Below are 22,075 nucleotides of genomic sequence, written 5' to 3' on the forward strand. Positions count from 1 at the left end.
CCATGATATGAAATATCATTAATCATGATGCCGATTTATGTAAATAACAATAAACAGTGCCGCCGGGTGGCTAAAAAACCGGCGGCACGAAGGTTCAGGCTGTGCGAGCCACCGCGTCGCGCGAGGCGGCGTCACGCTCATCGCCCAGCAGTTCACTCAACTGTCCGTTACGCATTTCCAGCAGGCGATCGGCGTGAATAAAATAGTGATCATCGTGGCTGATGGCGAAAATGGTTTTCCCCATTTCCTGCATCAGCGGTAACAGGACCTGGTAGAACTCGCGGCGGAAATGGGGATCCTGATCGGCAGCCCATTCATCCAGCAGAATGATATCGCGCTCCTCCGCCAGGGCCAGCAGCAGCGCCACGCGTTTCTTCTGCCCTTTCGACAGCTTCAGATTGAGGATACGGCCATCGCTCAGCTCCAGCTTATGACCCATCTTCAGATGTTCCAGCCACTTCGCGACCAGCTGAGGATTAGCCTCTTTACCTTCCGGCCCCAGCAGTTTGTCGAACAGCCAGACGTCGGTAAACACGGCGGAGAATAGCTTGCGATAGTCTTCCGGTTTTTCAACAGCGACGCTCTTGCCATCAAGCAATATCTCGCCTGACTGCGGCTGGTATAGACCGGTCAGTAACATCGCCAGCGTAGATTTCCCGCTACCGTTGCCGCCAATCAGGAAGATCAGTTCACCGCGATGAATCGTCAGATTCACCGGACCTACGGAAAACGCATTATCCTGATAGTGGAAAACCACGTTGCGCAACTCCAGCGTTTGCCAGTTGGGAAACGCGGTTGGGCGTGGGAATTCGGCCTTAAAAGATGCTAGTGCGAATTTATTCAGTTTGTTGAACGCCACCTGCGCGGTAAGCAGCGTCGGCAGCGCGCCAACGGCAGAGAGCAGCGGCGTTCGCAGGAATAACAGCGTCAGAGAATAGGTCGCTGCCACGGCGGTATCAGCCCATCCCAGACTGTTAGCCATCCAGAACACCAGGCCAATGGCACCCAGCATCATAATGTTCGACCAGTTAACCGCGCTCAGGTGGAAGGTATCGGCACGGATAATATGGTGGCGATACTCTTTGGCATCCGGGACGTACATCTGATTAAAGATATGCTCGGCGCGCTCGCGGTTAAGCGTCAGCTCTTTGCGCCCTTCCAGCACCGTCTGATAATCGTTGTACAACTTGTCTTCAGTTTCGCGCAAGGTGGCCATGTGTTTATACACCCGCGCCACCAGCACAAATCCGCCCCAGATGGTGATTGCCATCCAGATTGCCGTTACCAGCAGCATTTTGGTCGACAGCATCGCCAGATACGCCGCCGATCCGATGGTCAGGATAATCCCCTGTACCAGTTCAGGCAGACGAACAAAGGCGATGGTGATGTTGCGGATATCACTGGTTAAACCGGCCAGCAACGAGGCGCTGCCAAGCTGTTCAATACGCTCGACGTGAGTATCCAGAATTCGTTTGATAAATTCGCTACGCAGGCGGTAGACAAAGTGGTGACCCAGCGTGGTCAACGCCAGCTGAGAACCGAGGGTGACAACCATCAACAACAGCAGCAGGCCAAGAAACTCCGGTAGCACCATCAGCGTGGTGTCGACCGTTTCGATCAAGCGCTGGTTGATAAACGCAATCAGCCCAATCCCCAACGCGGCGCTGGCGAGGCTGAGCGCCATCACGCTGATAAATGGCCAGCGATACTGCCGCCAGACAAGAAGTAAAAGTTCCATGCACACAACCCGGACAAGTAATAACAGCCCGCAGTTTAAACATCTCTTCGCTGACAGCAATAATAATTCTTATTTTTATTCTTTTTTACCCGCCAGACGAAACGTCAGGTTGTAACGACAGTCTCCGGTTAATGGGTGATACCCTGTTTTAAGCGGCTGGATCCCATGATAAAACAGCCGCGAATTACCGCCCCACACCACGACATCGCCGTGTTCCAGCAGTAAACGCTTTAAAGGGTCATTACGGCGCAAGCCGCCAAATTGAAAGATGGCTGGTAGCCCCAGCGATACAGAGACAATCGGCGCCCGCAGGTCGGGCTCGTCTTTATCCTGATGTAAGGACAGTTTTGCCCCTGGCGTGTAGCGGTTAATCAGGCAGGCATCGGGTTGAAAATCAGCATAGCCCGCCGCCGTCGCCGCCTGTTGGCACAGATCAGCGAACGCATCCGGCAGCGGCGGCCAGTGCGTGCCGGTGAGTGGATCAAACGGAGAATAAAGATAGCCATGCTGATCCGTCGTCCAGCCCAGATGGCCGCAGTTGGTCATCGCCACCGACATTGTATAGCCGCCGGGCGTCACCATCTGGCGAAACGGCGACTGTCTGGCGACAGCCGCTATCGCCTGCAGTAAAGAGGGCGCAGAGTCAAAAGCGAAACGTCGCAGAATAACCGCACCTGACGCCAGCGGCTCCTGCCAGGGTTTCGCATCCGCAAAGAGATCGAGCATTATGTTTCCTCGCCAGTAGTTTCCCGTTGCAGTAACTGCGCCTTGCGCGCAATACCCCATCGGTAGCCCGAAAGTGCGCCATCGCCACGGATCACCCGGTGACACGGAATAACAATCGCCAGTTTGTTGGCCCCACAGGCACTGGCCACCGCGCGCACCGCCTTCGGTTTGCCGATGGCGCTGGCCAGCTGTTGGTAGCTCACTGTTTCGCCGCACGGAATTGTGCGCAGCGCCTGCCACACCTGCTGCTGAAATGCGGTGCCCCGGATATCCAGGGGTAGCGATAGCGACGCGTCACGCGAGTTGATCGCAACGATCACTTCGCGCACGCGCTGCTGAAAATTGGCCTCTGCAGGAACATCCTGCGCAGCGGGAAACAGCGCATGAAGATCCGCAACCAACGTAGCGTCATCATCGCCAAGCAAGATCGCGCAGATACCCCGCTCGCTTTCCGCCACCAGACAACGGCCCAGAGCGCAATCTGCGAGGGTATAGCGTACAGAAACGTTGTCGCCACCTTTACGAAATTGCTTTGCCGTCATGCCTAATGCTTGATCGGCTTTGCGGTAGTAGCTGCTGCTGTCGGGGAATCCGGCATTGAGAATCGCCTGTGTAACCGGAACACCTTTCGCCAGGGCATCACGCAGACGGCGAGCACGCCATGATTGTTGCCACACTTTCGGGGTCATGCCCGTCGTGGCTTTGAACAGACGATGCAAGTGATACGGGCTCATTGCCACCTGCTGTGCCAGCTCGTCCAACGTAAGAGGTGACTCTTGCTCCAACAACTGACAGGCGCGGGCAATTTTGTCCAGCCGATGCTGTTGCGCGCTGTCTTTATCAGGCTGGCAGCGCTTACAGGGGCGAAACCCGGCATCCTGTGCCTGCTGGGCATCGGCGAAAAAACGGACATTTTTGCGCAGCGCATGTTTTGCCCGACAGGACGGACGGCAGAAAATACCGGTAGTCTGGACGGCAAAAACAAACTGACCGTCGGCGTCAACGTCTCGATCCACAACGGACTGCCAACGGTCATCGTCAGTGATGCGTAAACGATTTTTCATTTCGGACTCCTTTGTTAAGCATAGCGCTTAGCCTCAGTGTGTCCCCATCGTCGGGCATAAAAACCCGCAATCTTGCTTTTTAATTATTTTCGCTGACCAGAAAGCTATTAAACTGCGGCGACATCCAGGTTTTAAACCCCTCACCCTCTTTCACAATCATATAGACCGCCAGCCCTTCACGACGCACGACTTCTTTGGCCTTTTCCGGGCCGAGCACCATCAATCCTGTATCCCAGCCATCGGCTTCCAGCGCCGTTGGCGCAATCACCGTTACGGATACCAGATTATGTTCGATCGGGCGACCGGTTTGCGGGTCGATAACATGGGAAAGGCGCTTACCGTCCAGCTCATAATAGTTCCGGTAGCTGCCGGAGGTGCTAATGCCATGCCCATTAATGTCGACAATCGCCTGCACCGCGTTTTCACGATCGGTGGGTTTCTGGATTGCCACTCGCCACGGATGCCCTTCAGCATTCATTCCCCTGCTGTTTAGCGCACCACCAACGGAAACCAGATAACGGGCGATCCCCTCTTGCTCCATCAATCGAGCCAGATGATCGGCGGCGTACCCTTCGCCAACGGTTGAGAGATCAACATACAGATCCGGCAAGTCTTTTTGCAGGTAGTTCTGATGCGCTTCATTCATGACTTTCAGATGAGAAAGCCCGGTTTGCGCTTTTGCAGCGTCAATTTGCCCCTGGGTGGGAATATGCAACGGTTGCTGATCCGGGCCAAAGCCCCACAGGTTGACTAACGGCCCCACGGTGATATCCATGGCCCCATCGGTTTTTGCACCAATGCGTAGCGCCGAAGTCACGATATCCGCCATGGCGTCATTAACCGGCCACGGCGACAGACTTTTCGACAGGTTAAAGCGCATTAACGCAGAATCGTTTTTATAGGTAGAGAGCAGTTGATCATCGGCATCAAGCTGAGTCTGGATCTTGGCCTGCAGTTCCCTTGCGCGTTTGGCATCTACGCCTACCATACTGACCCGCCAGAAAGTGCCCATCGTTTTACCTTCCAGAACCGTGGCAGGAATTGTGGTCTGAGCAGGTTTCGAGGCCTCATCGCACCCGACAAAAAAGATGGTCACAGCCAGCAGTGCTGCGCGATAAAAATTCATTTCCATACGTAATTATCCTCATGCGAACGGGCGCAAGAGTACACCAAAAATCGTTGTTTGTACGGCGGAAAAACGACATTAAAAAAGGCCCCGCAGGGCCTTTTAACGACATGAGCGCAGATTAGAACTGGTAAACCAGACCCAGCGCTACGATGTCATCGGTAGCAATGCCAGCATCACGGGTGAAGTTGTTGTCATCCAGCAGGTTGATTTTGTAATCAACATAGGTAGACATATTTTTGTTGAAGTAGTAGGTTGCGCCAACATCAACATATTTCACGATATCCTGGTCACCGTAGTTGGTGAAACCATTGCTGATGTCTTTACCTTTTGACTGCAGGTAAGCGACGGATGGACGCAGACCGAAATCGAACTGGTACTGTGCCACAACTTCAAAATTCTGTGCTTTATCCGCGAAGCCATATGCAGCAGTCGGGTTGCTACCATTAGAGGTACCGAAACGGGTTGCGTTATAGGACTGGGAGTACTGTGCTGCCAGGTAAACGTTGTTAGCATCGTATTTCAGACCACCGGTATAAACCGTTGCACGGTCACCGCTACCGTACACGCCAACAGCATTCTGATCAGCAGTACGTTTAGACGTCGTGATAGCACCACCAACACCAAAGCCAGCGCCGATATCATAGGTCACAGATCCGCCATAACCGTCGCCATTCTGGGTCAGCAGGCTACGACCACCTACGTTTTCACCGCTTACGCTGCCGTTTTTACCCTGGTACTGCAGGGCAAAGTTCAGGCCATCAACCAATCCGAAGAAGTCAGTGTTACGGTAGGTCGCATAACCGTTACCACGCTGCTGCATGAAGTTATCAGCACCGTAGGTGTCGCCGCCGAACTCCGGCAGAACGTCGGTCCAGGACGTTACATCATATGTCACGCCATAGTTACGACCGTAGTCGAAAGAACCTGCATCAGCGAATTTAAGACCCGCGAATGCCACACGCGTCCAGGCGTCGTTGCTCGCTTCACTCTGGTTACCCTGAATCTGGTATTCCCACTGGCCGTAACCGGTCAGTTGGTCGTTAACCTGAGTTTCGCCTTTGAAGCCGATACGCATGTAAGTCTTGTCACCATCATCACCTTTGTTGTCGGAGAAATAGTGCAGACCGTCGACTTTACCGTACAGATCTAATTTGTTGCCGTCTTTGTTATAAATTTCAGCCGCATTCGCTGCGCCTGCTACCAGCAGTGCTGGTACCAGGAGGGACAGTACTTTAACTTTCATGTTATTAACCCTCTGTTATATGCCTTTATTGCTATTGCTTTTTTATGCCACTGCATACTGATTAAGGTCATTAACCAGTCGGCAACTTCATTCTCCGCAAAAACACAGAATAATCCAACACGAATATGATACTAAAACTTTTAAGGTGTTTCATTTATCGGTATAGATGTTTCAAAATATTAATATGAGGGAACTTTTTTAAAATCAAAAAACAGAAAAAATAAGCACAAATAATCAAGAATCATTTTAATGATCTTTAAAATCAATGCATTACACAAAAAAATCTTATAGCACTGAATGACAAAACAAAATCTTCACTCGCAACTAAAATAGACCCGCTATCATCATTAACTTTATTTATTACCGTCATTCATTTATGAATGTCTGTTTACCCCTATTTCAGCCGAATGCTCTGCGTTCGGTTTTTTTTTACCCTTCTTTACACAAAACTTACCTTTCCGTGCTACCGATGCAAAACTATAACGACTATTAACTATCTCGGGCGTCACGATCAGATATAAGTTTGATAAATAATTTCTTGTTATTTAATGCTAAATGTATACATTCCGTACGAATATTTGTACCCGCCTTTATCTTCTGTACACCTTTGCATCGTAATGGCTGTAACAAAATCAGGCGCAAAGAATGCAGGCCAGGCGGCGTGGTGTAAGTGTGGTAATTCATACATTACCCTTTATACTGCCCTTTCATCTTTCGCGTCGTTTAACAGGTCATAAACACGAATGAGTCAGTCTGACACAACGGTTTCCACCCGATTCTCCCTGTTACCAGGAAGTATTACCCGTTTCTTCTTATTACTGATCGTTGTGCTGTTGGTGATGATGGGTGTTATGGTCCAGAGCGCCGTCAACACCTGGTTAAAAGATAAGAGCTATCAGATTGTCGATATTACCCATGCCATTCATAAAAGGGTCGATACCTGGCGATACGTGACCTGGCAAATCTATGACAATATTGCCGCCTCAACCAGTTCGCCGGGTGCAGAAGGGCTGCAGGAAACACGTCTGAAACAAGACGTCTATTATCTTGAGAAGCCGCGCAGAAAGACTGAGGCGCTGATTTTCGGCTCGCATGACAGTTCTACATTGGAAATGACCCAGCGCATTTCAACGTATCTGGACACGTTGTGGGGCGCGGAGAATGTCCCATGGTCAATGTATTACCTGAATGGCCAGGACAACAGCCTGATCCTAATCTCAACGTTACCGCTGAAAGATCTGACCTCTGGTTTTAAAGAATCGACGATTGGGAATATTGTCGATTCCCGGCGCGCTGAGATGCTGCAACAGGCTAATGCGCTAGATGAACGTGAAAGCTTCTCTTCACTGCGCCGTCTGGCCTGGCAGAACGGGCATTACTTCACGCTACGCACGACCTTTAATCAGCCAGGACATCTGGCAACGGTTGTCGCCTTTGACCTGCCGATTAATGACTTGATCCCGCCCGGTATGCCGCTGGACAGTTTCCATCTGGAACCTGATGCCACCTCAACGACCGAGCACCTGAATGAAAAAGAGTCGCCTGACAGCGTCAGCATTAATTTCAACAACAGTAAAATTGAGATCTCTTCGGCGCTAAACTCAACGGATATGCGGCTGGTGTGGCAGGTTCCGTTTGGCTCATTGCTGCTCGACACATTGCAAAGCATTCTGCTACCGCTTTTGCTGAACATTGCGTTACTGGCTCTGGCGCTGTTTGGCTATACCACCTTTCGCCACCTCCCTGCCCGTTCCACCCAGGTGGCGCCAAATCTTGCGGCAAATAATGAGTTGCGTGTTCTGCGCGCAATCAATGAAGAGATTGTTTCCCTTCTGCCGCTGGGATTACTGGTACACGATCAGGAAGCAAACCGCACGGTTATCAGCAATAAAATTGCCGACCACCTGCTTCCGCATTTAAATCTGCAAAATATTACCAATATGGCAGAACAGCATCAGGGAGTGATTCAGGCCACCATCAATAATGAACTGTATGAAATCAGACTGTTTCGCAGCCAGATCTCCCCGAGAACGCAGATCTTTATCATTCGTGACCAGGACCGCGAGGTGCTGGTCAATAAGAAGCTGAAACAAGCGCAGCGGCTGTATGAGAAAAACCAGCAGGCCCGCGCGGCCTTTATGCAGAATATTGGCAACGCGCTGAAAGACCCCGCGAAAACGCTGGCTGCTAATGCCGCCGCGCTCAATACACCAGACAGCCAGAAACTGGCCAATCAGGCCGACGTTCTGGTGCGGATGGTGGACGAAATCCAGCTAGCCAACCTGCTGGAGAACGATGCCTGGAAAGGTGAATCCACACTGTTTTCCGTGCAGGCATTAATTGACGACGTGGTTCCGGAAGTTCTGCCGGCCATTAAGCGTAAAGGGCTGCAGCTACTGATTAAAAATCACCTAAGCGCCCATGACGAACGCCGTGGCGATCGCGATGCCTTGCGCCGTATTTTGCTGCTGTTGATCCAATATGCGGTAACCACCACGCAGATAGGTAAAATCACGCTGGAAGTCGACCAGGATGAGTCGGAGGCCGAACGCCTGACCTTCCGCATTCTGGATACCGGGGAAGGCGTCACATTAAATGAAGTTGATAATCTCCATTTCCCATTCATTAATGACACGCAGGGCGATCGGTATGGCAAAGCCAACCCGCTGACGTTCTGGCTGTGCGATCAGTTAGCCCGCAAGCTTAGCGGACACCTGAATATTAAAGCACGGGAAGAACTTGGAACACGTTACATCGTCCATGTTAAAATGCCGCTGCACGATCAACATGCTGATAGTGAAGAGCGCCTGTTGGATGACGTCTGCGTAATGGTTGATGTCACCTCAAATGACGTACGGAGCATTGTATTACGTCAACTGGAAAACTGGGGAGCAACCTGCATCACGCCCGATGAACGGTTGAATAGTCAAGAATATGATCTCTTTTTAACAGATAATCCGTCTAATCTTACTGCCTCGGGCTTGCTTTTAAGCGATGATGAGTCTGGCGTACGGAAAATTGGCCCCGGTCAGCTGCGCGTCAACTTTAATATGAGCAATGCTATGCAGGAAGCTGTCCTTGAGCTGATTGAAGAGCAGCTGGCACAAGAAGAGTTCCAGGAACTCCCCCTCGGCGGAGATGAAAACGCCGAACTTCATGCCAGTGGTTACTACGCTCTCTTTGTAGACACAGTACCGGATGATGTTAAGAGGTTGTATACTGAGGCGGCTATCAGCGATTTCGCTGCTTTAGCCCAAACGGCCCATCGCCTGAAAGGCGTGTTTGCCATGCTTAATCTGGTACCCGGCAAGCAGTTATGTGAAGCGCTGGAACATCTTATTCAAGAGAAAGATGCTCCAGGTATAGAAAAATACATCAGCGACATTGACGTTTACGTCAAGAGCTTGCTGTAGCAAGGTAGCCCAATACATGAACACTATGAACGTAATTATTGCCGATGACCACCCGATTGTACTGTTCGGTATTCGTAAATCACTTGAGCAAATCGAGTGGGTAAATGTTGTCGGCGAATTTGAAGACTCCACTGCACTGATCAACAATTTGCCTAAGTTGGATGCGCATGTGTTGATTACCGACCTCTCCATGCCGGGAGATAAATACGGTGATGGGATCACGTTAATTAAATATATCAAGCGTCATTTCCCGAGCCTGTCGATTATCGTTCTGACCATGAACAACAATCCGGCTATCCTGAGCGCGGTACTGGATCTCGATATTGAAGGGATCGTACTGAAGCAAGGTGCGCCAACCGACCTGCCAAAAGCGCTGGCCGCGCTGCAGAAAGGTAAGAAATTTACCCCGGAAAGCGTGTCTCGTCTGCTGGAGAAAATCAGCGCCAGCGGCTATGGCGACAAACGTCTGTCACCGAAAGAGAGTGAAGTTCTGCGCTTGTTTGCCGAAGGTTTCCTGGTTACTGAGATCGCCAAAAAGCTCAACCGCAGCATTAAAACCATCAGTAGCCAGAAAAAATCGGCAATGATGAAGCTCGGTGTGGAAAACGATATCGCACTGCTGAATTACCTCTCCTCCGTGACGCTGAGTCCGTCAGACAAAGAATAATTCTTTATCACGTCAAAATGCCTGATGGCGCTGCGTTTATCAGGCCTACGAACACACAGCATCGTGCACGTTTCGTAGGCCGGATAAGACTAACGCCGCCATCCGGCTCTTTTATTCCCTATCCCCGCGTTTTTCTCACTCTTTCCGCATAGACCGCCAGCGTTTGCTTCAATACGTCTAAGGTCACCGGCTTGGACAGACAGCTATCCATACCTGATTCCAGACAACGCTGCTTCTCTTCGGCAAGCGCGTTTGCCGTTACCCCCACAACAGGCAGCGTTAACCCTAGCTGGCGGATACGCTGCGTCAGGCGATAACCATCCATATTTGGCATGTTGACGTCACTCAGCACAATGTCGATATGGTTTTTGCTGAGTACATTGAGCGCATCCACACCGTCATTCGCCGTTTTACACTGATATCCCAACGATCCCAACTGATCGGCCAGTAAGCGCCGGTTGATAGGGTGATCGTCAACAACCAGGATCATCATGTCATCGTTCGTCGCACCGGCTTTATCCGGGACTGGCAGCGCCGTGGAGAGATCTTCACTCCCCAGCTCTACACTGTATATATGCGCCAACAGCGCAGGCAGTTCATGCGGTGACGCCACGCTGTGCACCCATTCTCCAGGCTTTCTTTCCAGCGGAATGCCAATATGTCGGCGGCAGAAAATCACCGCTGCTCGTCCCTGCCAGGCCTGTTCCAGCACATCGTCGGCCACCAACAGGTCATCCGCATCGGGCTGTTGTCCCTCATATCGCAGCACCGTCATCCCATTACGCGTCAGGCTGGATTCGAGAAAATGGTACAGTGACGCATTACGTACTGCCAGCCAGCAACGCGTGCCAGCCAATCCTTCTACACCCTTTTTCAGCGGATACTGTGCGCCATAAAGCGGAATACGCAGCGTAAACTGACTCCCCATTCCCGGCTCGGAATCGACGGAAATATCCCCATCCATCATGCTGATCAGTTTTTCACAAATCGCCAAACCGAGTCCCGTTCCCTGGAAATTACGCTGTACGCCAGTCCCCACCTGGAAGAAAGGATCGAACAACCGAACCACCTCTTTGGCAGGGATCCCTACACCGGTATCACGCACTCGAATGCTCAGGTAGTCGCCGCTGCACTGCACGTGCAGCACAATACAACCGGTATCGGTAAACTTGATTGCGTTACTCAGCAGATTAGAAATCACCTGTTGTAAACGCATCGGATCGCCATTCAGCGCCACAGGCACATCCGGGTCGATAAAGCAGTACAACCCCAACTGCTTGCGGACCACCAGCGGCAAATAGTTAGCCGTAATATGGTTCATGACTTCACGCGGTGAAAACTCTCGCGGCTCAATCTTCAGCTGTTCAGATTCAATCTTTGAGAAGTCGAGAATATCGCTGATAATTTTCAGCAGCAGACTGGAAGAGTTATTCATCGCCGTTACCAGACGATCCACCCCACTCGGTAACTCTTTGGTTTGCAACAAATCAAGGTTACCGATAATGCCATATAGAGGTGTACGTAGCTCATGGCTCACCGTCGCAAGGAACATCGATTTGGACTGGCTGGCCTGTTCCGCCGCCTGCGCCATCTCCTGCAACGACTCTTCCATTTTAACGCGCGCACTGACATCAACCAGGACACAAATTGCCACGTTTTCATTGCGATAGCGCGAGTGCACAAAGCTGATTTGCAGATTGGTATTGTTGCTGGTCAGCACATCAACAAAATTGACCTGTTGGCCGCAAATAATTTGCGTTAACCGCTGACGGTCTTCATGCGTCAGCATGTTCAGATAGGTGTGCGCCAGTTCGTTACTCAGGATGTTAATGCCATCCATCGTGCGCAGAATACAAATACCCACCGGCGCAGAAGCTACGATTTTACGGTTAAACTGCTCATGTTCTTCCAGACGCTGAGCATCGCTTTCCGCTGGAATAAAAATGCGCCGTTCATACATGCGCGTGAGCATAAACAATGCCGCCCCGACCAGCACGTTCAACAAGATAGCGTTCAGGATCATCATGCGGATCCGCTCCAGCACCAGATCGACCGGTACGGAGTACACGATGCTCAGGGAGGACGGAGGCAGATTCTTCTTCAATACCAGCTCGCGGAAACCCGGTGTGTAACCAAACCAGGAGCGTTCCTGCATCCAGTGGGGCTCAGCCTTAATATTCCCTTCAGGGCCAGTGAGAGAAATTAGCGCATGCCCATTTTCGTCGAGGATGGTCACGCCCATCGGTAAACTGCCCGGCGTGAAGAAATTCTCCATGCGAATTGGCTGCTCTACGCCCAACAGCGCCTGGAGGCGATTGGCGAGGTAAACCGGCGTCAGCGCATAGAAATACCCTACTCCCGGACGTGGCCCCTGGCTGATCCAGAACAAGTTGTTGCCATTTTCGTCTTGCGTAGCATTACGATACTTAATAATGCGCTCATGCAGCGCCTTCAGGGCCTCGTCACGTTCAACGGGCATATCACGCAAACCGAAATTGGCCATACAGAGGTTGTCGCTGCCGATCAGGAACACTCGATTTAAATCATAGGCGGCGGAAAAGTTGTCGCGCCAGTAGCGCATAAACCATGCCAGTGATTCCAGAGAACCTCGCCAGGCGTTGCCCATGACAGAACAGTCGGAGTCGGCAAACAACGGCTCAAAATTAGGCACGACGGTTTTATCATCTCGCGCCCGCAGCGACATCACACCGTTTTCCGCCGTTAAGCGATTCTCGGCAATATATTTCAGCTCTTTAATGACATCAGATGTGCGCTGAATGTAGCGCTGGGCCTGATCGGAGCTGAGATTAAGCTCCTGATGGATCTCAGACTCTCGCTGGTGCAGCGCATTCACAATGTAGAACACGGAAGCAAACGCAATCAGACACCAGATAACGAGCGCCAACGCTCTGAACAGGTAGCGTGAGACTTTTAGGGTTGAATGAACGGAAGCAAGGTATTTCAAAGGGGCGAAGCTCCGCCTCAGGGCATTAATAGAGTGTGGTTAAGGTAGCGGTAAATGTCTTTTGTCGCAATGCCATTAAAAAAAGGGCCGGATTTCTCCGGCCCTTTTTATAGCGTCTTAATTACTCGTCAGCGTCATCCGCTGCTGCATCGTCATCGCTTTCCGCTTCAGGTGCGATATCCTCGTCACCTTCAGCTGCGCTTCCGTCGATGGAGTCGAGCTCTTCATCATCAACCGGTTCAGCAACGCGTTGCAGACCCACGACGTTTTCGTCTTCCGCAGTACGGATAAGGATCACACCCTGGGTATTACGCCCTACCACGCTGATTTCCGACACGCGAGTACGTACCAGCGTACCTGCGTCGGTGATCATCATGATCTGGTCGGTATCTTCAACCTGCACTGCGCCAACAACGGAACCGTTGCGCTCGGTAACCTTGATGGAGATAACGCCCTGGGTCGCACGAGACTTGGTCGGATACTCTTCCGCCGCCGTACGTTTACCGTAACCGTTCTGAGTAACGGTCAGGATCGCACCTTCACCGCGCGGAACGATCAGCGATACCACGCTATCTTTTTCCGCCAGCTTGATACCGCGTACACCGGTCGCGGTACGACCCATTGCACGGACAGCATCTTCTTTAAAGCGCACTACTTTACCTGCCGCAGAGAACAACATGACTTCGTCACTGCCAGATGTCAGATCTACACCAATCAGTTCGTCGCCTTCGTTCAGGTTAACCGCAATAATACCGGCAGAACGCGGACGGCTGAATTCGGTCAGCGCCGTTTTCTTCACGGTGCCGCTGGCGGTTGCCATGAAGACGTTCACGCCCTCTTCGTACTCACGTACTGGCAGAATTGCGGTAATACGTTCGTTAGCTTCCAGCGGCAGCAGGTTGACGATTGGACGTCCACGCGCGCCACGGCTTGCTTCCGGCAACTGATAGACCTTCATCCAGTACAAACGACCACGGCTGGAGAAGCAGAGGATCGTGTCATGGGTGTTGGCCACCAGCAGGCGGTCAATAAAGTCTTCTTCTTTAATGCGTGCTGCTGATTTACCTTTACCGCCACGACGCTGCGCTTCGTAATCGGTTAACGGCTGATATTTCACGTAGCCCTGATGAGACAAGGTTACGACAACATCTTCCTGGCTAATCAGATCTTCGATGTTGATGTCAGCGCTGTTCGCGGTGATTTCAGTACGACGAGCGTCACCGAATTGTTCACGAATCAGCTCCATCTCTTCACGGATAACTTCCATCAGACGATCGGCGCTGCCCAGAATGTGCAGCAGTTCAGCGATCTGTTCCAGCAGCTCTTTGTATTCGTCGAGCAGTTTTTCGTGCTCAAGGCCGGTCAGTTTCTGCAAACGCAGATCCAGAATAGCCTGGGCCTGCTGTTCAGTCAGATAGTACTGACCGTCACGCACGCCAAATTCCGGCTCCAGCCATTCAGGACGCGCGGCGTCATCACCGGCACGCTCCAGCATGGCGGAAACGTTGCCCAGTTCCCACGAACGCGCAACCAGCGCAGCTTTCGCTTCAGCCGGGGTCGGCGCGCGGCGGATCAGTTCGATGATTGGATCGATGTTCGCCAGCGCAATCGCCAGCGCTTCAAGGATGTGCGCACGGTCGCGGGCTTTACGCAGTTCAAAGATAGTACGACGGGTAACGACTTCACGGCGGTGACGTACGAACGCGGCAATAATATCTTTCAGGTTCATGATCTTCGGCTGGCCATGGTGCAATGCAACCATGTTGATACCGAAGGAAACCTGCAGTTGGGTCTGGGAATAGAGGTTGTTCAGAACCACTTCCCCGACCGCATCGCGTTTCACTTCAATCACGATGCGCATACCGTCTTTGTCAGACTCGTCACGCAGCGCGCTGATGCCTTCAACGCGTTTGTCTTTTACCAGCTCGGCGATTTTCTCAATCAGGCGCGCTTTGTTTACCTGATACGGAATTTCGTGAACGATGATGGTTTCGCGACCCGTTTTGGCATCCGCTTCGACTTCCGCGCGTGCGCGAATATACACTTTGCCACGACCGGTACGGTAGGCTTCTTCGATACCACGACGACCGTTGATGATCGCGGCAGTCGGGAAGTCCGGACCCGGAATATGTTCCATCAGCCCTTCAATGCTGATGTCTTCATCGTCAATATATGCCAGACAGCCGTTGATCACTTCGGTCAGGTTGTGCGGCGGAATGTTGGTCGCCATACCTACCGCGATACCGGACGAACCGTTCACCAGCAGGTTAGGAATTTTGGTCGGCATGACGTCAGGAATTTGTTCGGTGCCGTCATAGTTGTCGACGAAATCAACCGTTTCTTTTTCCAGGTCAGCCATCAGCTCATGGGCGATTTTCGACATACGGATTTCCGTATAACGCATCGCCGCTGCGGAGTCGCCATCGACAGAACCAAAGTTACCCTGACCATCTACCAGCATGTAGCGCAAGGAGAATGGCTGCGCCATACGAACAATGGTGTCGTAAACGGCGGTATCACCATGAGGGTGGTATTTACCGATTACGTCACCAACGACACGGGCAGATTTTTTATAGGCTTTATTCCAGTCGTTGCCCAATACGTTCATGGCGTAAAGTACGCGACGGTGAACCGGTTTCAGGCCATCTCGGACGTCCGGCAGCGCACGGCCAACAATGACCGACATCGCATAATCCAGATAGGAGCTCTTCAGCTCTTCCTCAATGTTGACCGGTGTAATTTCTCTCGCAAGGTCGCTCATCTAACCGCTATCCCTCTACTGTATCCCGGATTCAAAGGTCGCAAATTATAACACATCCGTGCAGATTCAGGTAAATGGATTCCCCCTGACAGAGGCTTTATTCATCCCGTCAGGCTGATATACTCATTTGCATCGCAAATTTAGGAGTAGAAGCCCCAATGAATGCCGAAAAACCTCCGGTAGCTCACAACGTTGACCATGAAGAAATTGCCAAGTTTGAAGCAGTCGCGTCACGCTGGTGGGATCTTGAGGGTGAATTTAAGCCGCTGCACCGCATTAACCCACTGCGTCTGGGCTATATTACTGAGCGCTCAGGCGGCCTGTTTGGTAAAAAGGTACTCGACGTCGGATGCGGCGGCGGTATTCTGGCGGAGAGTATGGCGCGCGAAGGTGCCACCGTCACCGGACTGGACATGGGTTTTGAACCGCTGCAGGTAGCAAAACTACATGCACTGGAAAGCGGTATCCAGGTAGAGTACGTACAAGAAACCGTCGAAGAGCATGCGGAAAAGCATGCACATCAGTATGACGTTGTCACCTGTATGGAAATGCTGGAGCACGTGCCAGACCCACAGTCAGTGGTCAGAGCTTGCGCCAGGCTGGTCAAACCGGGTGGCGAAGTATTTTTCTCCACGCTTAACCGCAACGGTAAATCCTGGCTGATGGCGGTGGTCGGAGCGGAATATATTCTGCGCATGGTGCCGAAAGGCACGCACGATGTGAAAAAGTTTATTAAGCCTGCTGAATTATTAGAGTGGGTTGACCAGACCGTACTGAAAGAGCGTCATATGACCGGCCTGCATTACAACCCCATAACCAACACCTTCAAACTTGGCCCGGGCGTTGATGTGAACTATATGGTACATACCACCGCCAAGGTTGATTAACTGCACCTGTAGGCCGGAAAAAGCGTGCTACGCCGCCATCCGGCCTGCTTACTGGAACCATGCCTGATGACGTTTCGCTTATCAGGCCTACAAATCCTGTGCCAGATCATAAGAACTTTCCTTGCCTTAGATGAAGAAATCAGCACTCGATCAAATTTTCTATTTTTTTTCTCAATTATTGACATCCTCGCCAGGCCTTATAAGACGCGCACTTAGCGATTATCACCCTTTTGCAACCTCAATTTAACCTCAAAATCAACTCTTGTGCTGAAAAGAATCCCTACTAGAATACTCACCATATAGCGTCTATTTTATCAAACAACCCCTACATATAGTATTTATCCACAGACTTAGTCACAACATGACTCTGTGGATAATATGGGGGATATTTTTTCTTTCACGGACAGGTAAAAAACCACATGAATCAGAGTCTGCTGGTGACAAAGCGTGATGGTAGTACAGAGCGCATCAATCTCGACAAAATCCACCGAGTTCTGGATTGGGCGGCAGAAGGACTGAATAACGTATCGATTTCTCAGGTCGAGCTGCGCTCCCACATTCAGTTTTATGACGGAATCAAGACCTCCGACATCCATGAAACAATCATCAAAGCAGCCGCCGACCTGATCTCCCGCGAAGCGCCGGATTATCAGTATCTGGCTGCCCGTCTGGCGATTTTCCACCTGCGTAAAAAAGCCTACGGTGAGTTTGAACCGCCAAAGCTGTTCGACCATGTCGTGAAAATGGTTGAAATGGGCAAATACGACAATCATCTGCTGGAAGACTACACGGAAGAAGAGTTCAAGCAGATGGGCTCGTTCATCGTACACGACCGTGATATGACCTTCTCCTACGCGGCGGTGAAGCAGTTGGAAGGTAAATATCTGGTGCAAAACCGTGTTACCGGTGAGATCTATGAAAGCGCACAGTTCCTCTACATTCTGGTAGCGGCTTGCCTGTTCTCTAACTATCCGCGTGAAACACGTCTGCAATATGTAAAACGTTTCTACGACGCCGTTTCTACGTTCAAAATCTCGCTGCCGACGCCAATTATGTCCGGCGTGCGTACCCCAACGCGTCAGTTCAGCTCCTGCGTACTGATCGAGTGCGGCGACAGCCTGGACTCCATCAACGCAACCTCCAGCGCAATTGTGAAATACGTTTCTCAGCGTGCCGGTATCGGCATTAACGCTGGTCGCATCCGTGCGCTGGGTAGCCCGATTCGCGGCGGTGAAGCGTTCCACACCGGCTGTATCCCGTTCTACAAGCATTTCCAGACTGCGGTGAAATCCTGCTCTCAGGGTGGCGTACGCGGTGGTGCAGCCACGCTGTTCTACCCAATGTGGCACCTGGAAGTTGAAAGCCTGCTGGTCCTGAAAAACAACCGTGGCGTCGAAGGCAACCGCGTTCGTCACATGGACTATGGCGTACAGATCAACAAGCTGATGTACACCCGTCTGCTGAAAGGCGGTGACATCACCCTGTTTAGCCCGTCCGACGTCCCGGGTCTGTATGACGCGTTCTTCGCCGATCAGGATGAGTTCGAGCGTCTGTACACCCAATATGAAAACGACGACAGCATCCGCAAACAGCGCGTGAAAGCGGTTGAGCTGTTCTCACTGATGATGCAGGAACGTGCCTCGACCGGTCGTATCTACATTCAGAACGTTGACCACTGCAACACCCATAGCCCGTTTGATCCGGTTGTCGCGCCGGTACGCCAGTCCAACCTGTGCCTGGAAATTGCTCTGCCGACCAAACCGCTAACCGACGTTAACGATGAAAACGGCGAAATCGCACTGTGTACGCTGTCCGCATTTAACCTGGGCGCTATCGAAAGTCTGGACGAACTGGAAGAGCTGGCTGTACTGGCGGTACGTGCGCTGGATGCGCTGCTCGATTACCAGGATTATCCGATTCCGGCCGCCAAACGCGGTGCGATGGGTCGTCGTACGCTGGGTATTGGCGTGATCAACTACGCTTACTGGCTGGCGAAAAACGGTAAACGCTACTCTGACGGCAGCGCCAATAACCTGACTCACAAAACCTTTGAAGCGATTCAATATTACCTGCTGAAGGCTTCTAACGAGCTGGCAAAAGAGCAAGGCGCATGCCCATGGTTTAACGAAACCACCTATGCGAAAGGTATTCTGCCGATTGATACCTATAAAAAAGATCTTAATGCTATCGCTAACGAACCGCTGCATATGGACTGGGAACAGCTGCGTGAATCTATCAAGACTCACGGCCTGCGTAACTCCACGCTGTCAGCCCTGATGCCGTCCGAGACCTCTTCACAGATCTCCAACGCTACCAACGGCATTGAACCGCCACGCGGTTACGTGAGCATCAAAGCATCGAAAGATGGGATTCTGCGTCAGGTCGTGCCGGACTACGAACACCTGCACGACGCATACGAACTGCTGTGGGAAATGCCAAACAACGACGGCTATCTGCAGCTGGTAGGCATCATGCAGAAATTTATCGATCAGTCGATTTCCGCCAACACCAACTACGATCCGTCGCGCTTCCCGTCCGGAAAAGTACCGATGCAGCAGTTGCTGAAAGACCTGCTCACCGCCTACAAATTTGGTGTTAAAACGCTGTATTATCAGAACACCCGTGACGGTGCGGAAGACTCTCAGGACGATCTGGTACCGTCCATTCAGGACGATGGCTGCGAAAGCGGCGCATGTAAGATTTAATCTTTTGCCGGGTGGCGTAGCGCTTACCCGGCCTACAAATTAATTCGCGGTATTGTAGGCCGGATAAGCAAAGCGCATCCGGCAGTACATTCCAGACAGGATTCACATCAATGGCATACACCACTTTTTCACAGACGAAAAATGATCAGCTTCTGGAACCGATGTTCTTCGGCCAGCCGGTGAACGTCGCCCGCTACGATCAGCAAAAATATGACATCTTTGAAAAACTGATCGAAAAGCAGCTCTCTTTCTTCTGGCGTCCGGAAGAAGTCGATGTTTCTCGCGATCGTATCGACTTCCAGGCATTGCCGGAACATGAAAAACATATCTTCATCAGCAACCTGAAGTATCAGACGCTGCTGGACTCCATTCAGGGACGTAGTCCTAACGTCGCGCTGCTGCCGTTAATCTCGATCCCTGAACTGGAAACCTGGGTGGAAACGTGGGCGTTTTCTGAAACGATCCACTCCCGCTCTTACACCCACATCATCCGTAATATTGTTAACGATCCGGCGGTGGTGTTTGACGATATCGTCACCAACGAGCAAATCCAGAAACGCGCAGAAGGCATCTCCAGCTACTACGACGAATTGATCGAGATGACCAGCTACTGGCATTTGCTCGGTGAAGGTACGCATACCGTTAATGGTAAAACGGTTGTCGTAAACCTGCGTGAGCTGAAGAAGAAGCTGTATCTGTGCCTGATGAGCGTGAACGCGCTGGAAGCGATCCGCTTTTATGTCAGCTTCGCCTGCTCTTTCGCCTTCGCCGAACGTGAACTGATGGAAGGCAACGCGAAAATTATTCGTCTGATCGCCCGCGACGAAGCCCTGCACCTGACCGGTACTCAGCATATGCTGAACCTACTGCGCAGCGGCGTGGACGATCCGGAGATGGCGGAAATTGCCGAAGAGTGCAAACAAGAGTGCTACGACCTGTTCGTACAGGCCGCGCTGCAGGAAAAAGAGTGGGCAGACTATCTGTTCCGTGATGGCTCAATGATTGGCCTGAACAAAGACATTCTGTGCCAGTACGTTGAGTACATCACCAACATCCGTATGCAGGCTGTTGGACTCGATCTGCCATTCCAGACACGTTCTAACCCGATCCCTTGGATCAATACCTGGCTGGTGTCTGACAACGTCCAGGTTGCGCCGCAGGAAGTGGAAGTCAGCTCTTATCTGGTCGGCCAGATCGATGCCGAAGTCGATACTGACGATCTGAGTAACTTCCAGCTCTGATGGGCCGCGTGACTCTGCGCATCTCTGGCACGCAGTTGCTGTGCCAGGATGAACACCCTTCCCTGCTTGCCGCGCTCGAGTCGCACGATGTTGAAGTCGAATATCAGTGTCGTGAAGGCTACTGCGGCTCCTGCCGTACCCGCCTGGTGGCGGGACAGGTTGACTGGATTGCAGAACCGCTGGCCTTCATTCAGCCCGGTGAAATATTGCCGTGCTGTTGCCGGGCAAAAGGCGATATTGAAATAGAGCTGTAGTGTTTAGTGAACTTCATGCGCGGAGACCAGTACCACGTCTCCGCGTTTTTTCATCTGCATGATATACAACGCCCCGGCCAGTACCACCAGCAGCGCCCCCACCAGATAAATCGCCCGATATCCCACACCCTCGACCATCATCCCCATGATAAACGCGCCGATTGCCATTCCTGCATCCATCGCATTGAAAAACAGCGAATTGGCGATACCAATTTTATGGGGTTCCACCGAGCTAATAATCTGTGTCTGAAATACCGGCGTAACCGAACCATAACCAATACCAATTAATCCACCAGAAATAATCATCATGATGCTGCCGTTGGTATAGCCAAGAGCCACCAGCCCGACTGTGAAAGCCAGCAAACACGGATAGACCACGTATTTCGGCCCTTTTTTATCACAAACATTGCCGGTAAAGGTTCGACAGATCATCAGGCAAATGGCGTAACACAACAGGAAATTACTGGCGGCGGCCATCAGATCGAGCTCGCGCGCATACAGTGCGAGAAAAGCGGAAACGCCCGCGTAGGAAAAGGTCATGAAAAACGTCACCATCGCGAAAGGCAGTGCGGCGCGATCAAACATTGCCGCAAATCCCAGCTTCGGTTTTGAGCCGTCAGCATGACGGATAACCGGCGGTACGGCGACAATCAATGACAGGATAATACCCAGTACGGCAACCGCGCTACACAGCCAGAATGCTGTGGTAAAAGCTTCCCAGCGTGCCATGTTCAGCCCTACCCACGGCCCCACAACCATTGCCAGTCCCATGGCTAACGAGAAAAAACTGATGCCCTCTCCACGTCGGGAGGCCGGTATCAACCGCGCGGAAATCGTTCCTTTTACCGTGGTAATAACGCCAAACGTTACACCATGAAGCACCCGAATCAACAGCAGTGATTCAATTGAGTGGCAAACAGGATACAGCGCAGTGACCACCAAAAAGGCCAGAGAAGAGAGCACCAGAATTGTTTTATTCGAATATTTTCCTACCCATTGTCCCGCAAACGGGCGCACAACAATTGCGGCCCCCAAAAAGAAGGTGACTAATAATCCGGCCTTATCTGGAGTGGCATGCAGGCGATCCGAAATATAGATCGGTAACAGCGTGAGCAGGACATAAAAAACAAAAAATATAATAAAGCTGATTATCGTTATTGCCCAAAAATCTTTCGTCCACAGTTTTTCTTTCATATTCGACAACCTGTCCAGACGGCGCACGCAGGCAACGCTCAGCTCAACTGAACTACGGACAGGTGCGTCGAAGTGTGATTTTACGGTA

General features: G+C 51.6%; 14 protein-coding genes. 6 read left to right on the forward strand and 8 right to left on the reverse strand.

Annotated features, from left to right (window positions below):
- Nucleotides 1-94 precede the first annotated feature (94 nt).
- From OGY18_RS10225 to OGY18_RS10245, 5 genes are all read right to left on the reverse strand, one after another.
- Nucleotides 95-1,738, reverse strand: a complete 1,644-nt coding sequence (locus OGY18_RS10225; protein ID WP_286552900.1) for a multidrug ABC transporter permease/ATP-binding protein — start codon at nucleotides 1,736-1,738, stop codon at nucleotides 95-97.
- Between the two features lie 75 nt (nucleotides 1,739-1,813).
- Nucleotides 1,814-2,464 carry a DNA oxidative demethylase AlkB gene (alkB, locus tag OGY18_RS10230; protein ID WP_003834647.1) on the reverse strand — a complete coding sequence of 217 codons (651 nt, stop codon included), beginning with the start codon at nucleotides 2,462-2,464 and terminating at the stop codon, nucleotides 1,814-1,816.
- On the reverse strand, nucleotides 2,464-3,528 hold the full coding sequence (gene ada / locus OGY18_RS10235; RefSeq protein ID WP_063940546.1) for a bifunctional DNA-binding transcriptional regulator/O6-methylguanine-DNA methyltransferase Ada: 1,065 nt from the start codon (nucleotides 3,526-3,528) through the stop codon (nucleotides 2,464-2,466). The genes alkB and ada overlap by 1 nt, the downstream gene beginning before the upstream one ends.
- A gap of 79 nt (nucleotides 3,529-3,607) precedes the next feature.
- A complete protein-coding gene (apbE, locus tag OGY18_RS10240; protein WP_286552902.1) occupies nucleotides 3,608-4,660 on the reverse strand; it encodes an FAD:protein FMN transferase ApbE in 1,053 nt (350 codons plus the stop codon).
- Between the two features lie 115 nt (nucleotides 4,661-4,775).
- Nucleotides 4,776-5,900 (reverse strand): porin OmpC, encoded by a 1,125-nt coding sequence (locus OGY18_RS10245; RefSeq protein WP_003834654.1) that lies wholly within the window; start codon nucleotides 5,898-5,900, stop codon nucleotides 4,776-4,778.
- A 743-nt stretch (nucleotides 5,901-6,643) separates the two neighbouring features.
- On the opposite strand from OGY18_RS10245, the gene rcsD reads away from it, so the two are divergent.
- Both rcsD and rcsB read left to right on the forward strand, forming a co-directional pair.
- Entirely contained in the window at nucleotides 6,644-9,313 is a 2,670-nt protein-coding gene (gene rcsD, locus OGY18_RS10250) for a phosphotransferase RcsD (RefSeq protein WP_286552904.1), read from the forward strand.
- A gap of 16 nt (nucleotides 9,314-9,329) precedes the next feature.
- A complete protein-coding gene (rcsB, locus tag OGY18_RS10255; RefSeq protein WP_003027592.1) occupies nucleotides 9,330-9,980 on the forward strand; it encodes a response regulator transcription factor RcsB in 651 nt (216 codons plus the stop codon).
- A 118-nt stretch (nucleotides 9,981-10,098) separates the two neighbouring features.
- On the opposite strand, the gene rcsC is transcribed toward rcsB, so the two are convergent.
- Together rcsC and gyrA are read right to left on the reverse strand one after the other, a co-directional pair.
- The gene (gene rcsC, locus OGY18_RS10260) at nucleotides 10,099-12,945 is read right to left on the reverse strand and encodes a two-component system sensor histidine kinase RcsC (RefSeq protein WP_286552908.1); all 2,847 of its coding nucleotides are present in this window, start codon (nucleotides 12,943-12,945) and stop codon (nucleotides 10,099-10,101) included.
- A 121-nt stretch (nucleotides 12,946-13,066) separates the two neighbouring features.
- Nucleotides 13,067-15,706 carry a DNA topoisomerase (ATP-hydrolyzing) subunit A gene (gene gyrA / locus OGY18_RS10265; protein ID WP_003834662.1) on the reverse strand — a complete coding sequence of 880 codons (2,640 nt, stop codon included), beginning with the start codon at nucleotides 15,704-15,706 and terminating at the stop codon, nucleotides 13,067-13,069.
- A 158-nt stretch (nucleotides 15,707-15,864) separates the two neighbouring features.
- Between gyrA and ubiG the strand changes: the two genes are divergently transcribed.
- The 4 genes from ubiG to yfaE all read left to right on the forward strand — a co-directional run bounded on the left by ubiG (nucleotide 15,865) and on the right by yfaE (nucleotide 20,793).
- Nucleotides 15,865-16,593, forward strand: coding sequence for a bifunctional 2-polyprenyl-6-hydroxyphenol methylase/3-demethylubiquinol 3-O-methyltransferase UbiG (gene ubiG, locus OGY18_RS10270; protein ID WP_008785314.1), 729 nt, complete (start codon nucleotides 15,865-15,867; stop codon nucleotides 16,591-16,593).
- A 419-nt stretch (nucleotides 16,594-17,012) separates the two neighbouring features.
- Nucleotides 17,013-19,298 (forward strand): class 1a ribonucleoside-diphosphate reductase subunit alpha, encoded by a 2,286-nt coding sequence (gene nrdA / locus OGY18_RS10275; protein WP_286552910.1) that lies wholly within the window; start codon nucleotides 17,013-17,015, stop codon nucleotides 19,296-19,298.
- Nucleotides 19,299-19,408: 110 nt separating this feature from the next.
- Complete coding sequence (gene nrdB / locus OGY18_RS10280) at nucleotides 19,409-20,539, forward strand: class Ia ribonucleoside-diphosphate reductase subunit beta (protein WP_003834668.1); 1,131 nt, start codon at nucleotides 19,409-19,411, stop codon at nucleotides 20,537-20,539.
- Nucleotides 20,539-20,793 carry a ferredoxin-like diferric-tyrosyl radical cofactor maintenance protein YfaE gene (gene yfaE / locus OGY18_RS10285; protein ID WP_003027609.1) on the forward strand — a complete coding sequence of 85 codons (255 nt, stop codon included), beginning with the start codon at nucleotides 20,539-20,541 and terminating at the stop codon, nucleotides 20,791-20,793. The genes nrdB and yfaE overlap by 1 nt, the downstream gene beginning before the upstream one ends.
- A gap of 3 nt (nucleotides 20,794-20,796) precedes the next feature.
- Here the strand turns inward: yfaE and OGY18_RS10290 are convergent, their stop codons facing one another.
- Nucleotides 20,797-21,987 (reverse strand): MFS transporter, encoded by a 1,191-nt coding sequence (locus OGY18_RS10290; RefSeq protein WP_048234859.1) that lies wholly within the window; start codon nucleotides 21,985-21,987, stop codon nucleotides 20,797-20,799.
- Nucleotides 21,988-22,075: the final 88 nt, after the last annotated feature.

The sequence above is a fragment of the Citrobacter sp. Cpo142 genome (assembly GCF_030332425.1).
Lineage (GTDB): Bacteria > Pseudomonadota > Gammaproteobacteria > Enterobacterales > Enterobacteriaceae > Citrobacter > Citrobacter portucalensis.

Bases quoted from the DNA above. Each gene is read 5' to 3' on its own strand.
- OGY18_RS10225 (WP_286552900.1), bottom strand. From the start codon at position 1,738: ATGGAACTTTTACTTCTTGTCTGGCGGCAGTATCGCTGGCCATTTATC.
- alkB (WP_003834647.1), bottom strand. From the start codon at position 2,464: ATGCTCGATCTCTTTGCGGATGCGAAACCCTGGCAGGAGCCGCTGGCG.
- ada (WP_063940546.1), bottom strand. From the start codon at position 3,528: ATGAAAAATCGTTTACGCATCACTGACGATGACCGTTGGCAGTCCGTT.
- apbE (WP_286552902.1), bottom strand. From the start codon at position 4,660: ATGGAAATGAATTTTTATCGCGCAGCACTGCTGGCTGTGACCATCTTT.
- OGY18_RS10245 (WP_003834654.1), bottom strand. From the start codon at position 5,900: ATGAAAGTTAAAGTACTGTCCCTCCTGGTACCAGCACTGCTGGTAGCA.
- rcsD (WP_286552904.1), top strand. From the start codon at position 6,644: ATGAGTCAGTCTGACACAACGGTTTCCACCCGATTCTCCCTGTTACCA.
- rcsB (WP_003027592.1), top strand. From the start codon at position 9,330: ATGAACACTATGAACGTAATTATTGCCGATGACCACCCGATTGTACTG.
- gyrA (WP_003834662.1), bottom strand. From the start codon at position 15,706: ATGAGCGACCTTGCGAGAGAAATTACACCGGTCAACATTGAGGAAGAG.
- ubiG (WP_008785314.1), top strand. From the start codon at position 15,865: ATGAATGCCGAAAAACCTCCGGTAGCTCACAACGTTGACCATGAAGAA.
- nrdA (WP_286552910.1), top strand. From the start codon at position 17,013: ATGAATCAGAGTCTGCTGGTGACAAAGCGTGATGGTAGTACAGAGCGC.
- nrdB (WP_003834668.1), top strand. From the start codon at position 19,409: ATGGCATACACCACTTTTTCACAGACGAAAAATGATCAGCTTCTGGAA.
- yfaE (WP_003027609.1), top strand. From the start codon at position 20,539: ATGGGCCGCGTGACTCTGCGCATCTCTGGCACGCAGTTGCTGTGCCAG.
- OGY18_RS10290 (WP_048234859.1), bottom strand. From the start codon at position 21,987: ATGAAAGAAAAACTGTGGACGAAAGATTTTTGGGCAATAACGATAATC.